Source organism: Bacteriovorax sp. DB6_IX (assembly GCF_000447775.1).
Taxonomy (GTDB): domain Bacteria; phylum Bdellovibrionota; class Bacteriovoracia; order Bacteriovoracales; family Bacteriovoracaceae; genus Halobacteriovorax_A.
Map to the genome: position 1 here is coordinate 1 of NZ_AUNJ01000354.1, position 3,446 is coordinate 3,446.

The following is a 3,446-nucleotide window of genomic DNA, read 5'->3' on the forward strand; positions in this document are numbered from 1 at the left end:
AGATTGGAGTTCATCATGGTAGGTAATAAGATATTTCGTCATAAGATTTGTACAAATGCTCTTATTCTCTAATTGCTTTCTTCCCATTCTTCTTAAAACTGAGTTTAAAAAAGGCACATCAAATGAAGCATTGTGGGCCACTAAAATTCTGTCTCCAATAAACTCAAGGATTGTATCCATAAGCTCTTCAATTTTTGGACAACCTTCAACATCGGCCTGTTTAATTGATGTTAGCTTTTGAATAAAGTCAGGGATTTTTCTTTCTGGATCAACTAGGTAATTGGCCGTCTCTGTGATCTCTAGGTTATCGATCTTTACCATTCCAATTTCGATGATCTTATCGTTCTTTTGGTTCCCACCTGTCGTCTCAAGGTCAAAGACACAAAAGCTTAGTTTACTAAGAAGTTCTCTAGAAGTATTTGATTCCATTATTCTAATCCGATTCCGAATATTCATTCGGCAAAATTGACGTCTTATTAATTTTAACAAAAAAAACGGCATTGTGAACAATGCCGTTTCTAAAGGTATATTTTTCTATTACCCGTGGGATTTTACAACTGATTTCAATATGTCACAGAACTTTGTCATTACTTGAGCAGCCTGGTCTTTTATATCCTCGTGCTTAAGTTCACCTTTTTCAATACCTGCCGCCATATTTGTAACACATGAGATTCCCATGACTTTCATTCCCATGTGAACTGCTGCAATATTTTCAGCAACGGTACTCATTCCAACCATATCACCGCCAAGCATACCGAACATTCTTACTTCGCTTGGAGTTTCATATGTCGGTCCTAAAACACCAACGTAGACACCTTCTTGAAGATCGTAACCAATATCTGAAGCCGCTTTCTTAGCAATTTCTCTTAGGTTAGGGTCCCAAGCAAAACTCATATCAGGGAATCTTGTCCCTAGCTCATCAAGGTTAGGACCAATAAGAGGGTTCTTTCCAGTGAAGTTAATATGATCTTTAATAAGGATAAGTTGTCCTGGATGGTAGTTTGCATTAACTCCACCGGCCGCATTTGTTAGAACAAGAGTTTTAACTCCCATCATTCCCAGTACGCGAACAGGGTGAACGACTTCTTCCATGCTATGACCTTCATAAGCATGAATACGTCCTTGCATGACAGCAACATTAACACCTTCAATTTTTCCGACAACGAGTTTTCCTGCGTGACCAAGAACTGTTGTTTGGTGGAAGCCTGGAATTTCAGAATATGGAATTTCAACTTTATCTTCTAGCGAGTCAGCAAAGTCTCCTAATCCTGAACCAAGAACAATACCAATATTTGGAATATCTGTAATTTTACTCTTAATAAAGCTCGCAGCTGTTTGAAGTTTCTCTACTACTGTTTCCATTTTAGACTTCCTTCATTTCGTAGATTAATTTGCTTTTCTTAGGCTTAATATTTGAAACCTTAATATCTTTTTTAAGGGACTTCATAATTTCTTCAACTTCACTTGATTGCTTCTTATGGTGAAGGATTTCAACAAGAGTTTCTCCCTTTTCAACCTTATCACCAATTTTCTTCTTGAGAATGAATCCCACTCCCATATCAACTTTGTCAGAGGCTTTCTTACGTCCTCCTCCAAGAGCGACACAATGAAGACCCATTTGCTTACAAGCAATCTCTGTTACGTATCCTGATTTAGAAGCCGTGTAATGAGTCACTGTCTTTGCAAGAGGTAGGCGAGAGTAGTCTTCGATAACTTTATCATCACCACCTTGTACTTTGATAAGCTTCTTAAAGACAGCAAGAGCTTTTCCATTATCAATAGATTTCTGGGCCTTTTCTTCACCTTCTTTAATTGTCTTAGCTTTTCCTGCAAGGTAAATCATGGCACCAGCTAGCTTAACTGAAACATCAGTTAAGTCTTTAGGACCATTTCCTTTTAGAGTTTCAATTGACTCGATAATCTCTAAAGAATTCCCAATATAGTTTCCAAGTGGCTGGTTCATATCAGTGATATAAGTTACCATTCCCTTATTAAATCTTTTGGCCGTATCTCTTAAGCTCTTTGCTAGGGCCTTCGCGTCCTTAATATCTGCCATGAAAGCACCGTTACCAGTTTTAATATCCATAACGATACCATTAGCACCTTCCGCTAATTTCTTACTCATAATAGAGGCCGTAATAAGTGGAATAGATTCAACAGTTGCTGTGACATCTCTAAGTCCGTAGATCACTTTATCAGCAGGTGCGATATCCTTAGTTTGACCAATGAGAACAATTCCTTCTTTTTGAAGTTGTTTTTTGAATTGCTCAAGCGAAAGTGAAGTCTTGAAACCTTTAACACTTTCAATCTTATCTACAGTTCCACCTGTGTGACCGAGACCACGTCCTGCCATCATTGGAACTTTTACACCACAAGCTGCCGCGATTGGTCCAAGGATGAATGAAGCCTTGTCTCCAACACCACCAGTTGAGTGCTTGTCGATGACACTCTTTCCTTTGAAAGTTAGTGTTTCACCAGAGTAGAGCATCGCATCTGTCAGAGCAGCCGTTTCCTTAACAGTCATACCGTTAAGATAAATGGCCATAAGTAGTGCTGACATTTGGTATTCAGCAACATCTCCTGTTAGAAGACCATTGATGAACCATTTTATTTCTTCATCAGTTAGAGTCTTTCCATCTCTCTTCTTTGCGATGAGATTATAAGCATTGAAATGAGTTTGCTTGTTAACTTTACTAGTTACTTTCTTTGGCATTAATGTGGGCCTTTGTTAATAGGTCTAAAACATTGCTAAAAACACACCTAACATGTACCATATTAGTTGTGCGGTAGAGAACAAATATAGACAATCCTCCCGCAACTTGCAAACCTTAGAAATTAGATAGAGCTTAGGAATAAATTGTATGAAAAGAATTTTATTGATTTGTTGCATTGCAGTTAACATGATCTTTACGACTTCAGCTATGGCCGAAGAGAACTCATCATTTGTAGATGATTCAATTAGAGATATCTCGATAATTGCTGGTACTGGTGCCGCGGGTGCTGTGCTTGGACTATCAACATTATCTTTCGTAGAAGAGCCAAGTGATCACCTAAAAAATATCGTTGTAGGTGGTGCTATTGGTATTATTCTTGGTGTTGGAATTGTTGCTTATGGTCAGGCCAATAAGTCAAAAGGTCTCTATGAGAATGCTGCGCTAGATCTTAAAGATTTCTCTACTGGAGAAAGAAAAGTTTGGCACATGGCAAAAAGAAAAGAAGTTTCTCGCCAGCTAGGTGTTAATCAACCTTCATTTACTTACTCTTTTAAATTTTAGTTATTTGATAAATTAACTCAAGATTAGTAAACTCCAAGGGATTATAATTTCTTGGAGTTTTTTTATGGAAAGATTTATTTCGTTCTTTGGGCTAGTTAGTATGCTAGCAGTTGCTTATCTTTTATCTAGTAATAGAAAAAAAGTGAATTGGAGAACGATTTTATCTGGTGT

The 3,446-nt window shown here is 37.6% G+C and carries 5 protein-coding genes; 2 read left to right on the forward strand and 3 right to left on the reverse strand.

The window, feature by feature from the left end; genetic code table 11:
- From M901_RS10895 to M901_RS10905, 3 genes are all read right to left on the reverse strand, one after another.
- A partial coding sequence (locus tag M901_RS10895; protein WP_021278254.1) for a PolC-type DNA polymerase III occupies positions 1-429 on the reverse strand: 429 nt, incomplete at its 3' end.
- Positions 430-537: 108 nt separating this feature from the next.
- Positions 538-1,362 carry a purine-nucleoside phosphorylase gene (locus M901_RS10900; RefSeq protein WP_021278253.1) on the reverse strand — a complete coding sequence of 275 codons (825 nt, stop codon included), beginning with the start codon at positions 1,360-1,362 and terminating at the stop codon, positions 538-540.
- Between the two features lies 1 nt (position 1,363).
- The gene (locus M901_RS10905) at positions 1,364-2,713 is read right to left on the reverse strand and encodes a thymidine phosphorylase (RefSeq protein WP_021278251.1); all 1,350 of its coding nucleotides are present in this window, start codon (positions 2,711-2,713) and stop codon (positions 1,364-1,366) included.
- Positions 2,714-2,861: 148 nt separating this feature from the next.
- Here M901_RS10905 and M901_RS10910 point away from each other — a divergent pair, with 148 nt between their 5' ends.
- Complete coding sequence (locus M901_RS10910) at positions 2,862-3,275, forward strand: hypothetical protein (RefSeq protein ID WP_034721809.1); 414 nt, start codon at positions 2,862-2,864, stop codon at positions 3,273-3,275.
- A gap of 64 nt (positions 3,276-3,339) precedes the next feature.
- Positions 3,340-3,446, forward strand: a 107-nt coding sequence (locus M901_RS17080; RefSeq protein ID WP_157679965.1) for a Na+ dependent nucleoside transporter N-terminal domain-containing protein, incomplete at its 3' end; no start/stop codon positions are given.

Excerpts from the sequence above, each read along its gene's own strand:
- M901_RS10900 (WP_021278253.1), bottom strand. The coding sequence starts at position 1,362 with ATGGAAACAGTAGTAGAGAAACTTCAAACAGCTGCGAGCTTTATTAAG.
- M901_RS10905 (WP_021278251.1), bottom strand. The coding sequence starts at position 2,713 with ATGCCAAAGAAAGTAACTAGTAAAGTTAACAAGCAAACTCATTTCAAT.
- M901_RS10910 (WP_034721809.1), top strand. The coding sequence starts at position 2,862 with ATGAAAAGAATTTTATTGATTTGTTGCATTGCAGTTAACATGATCTTT.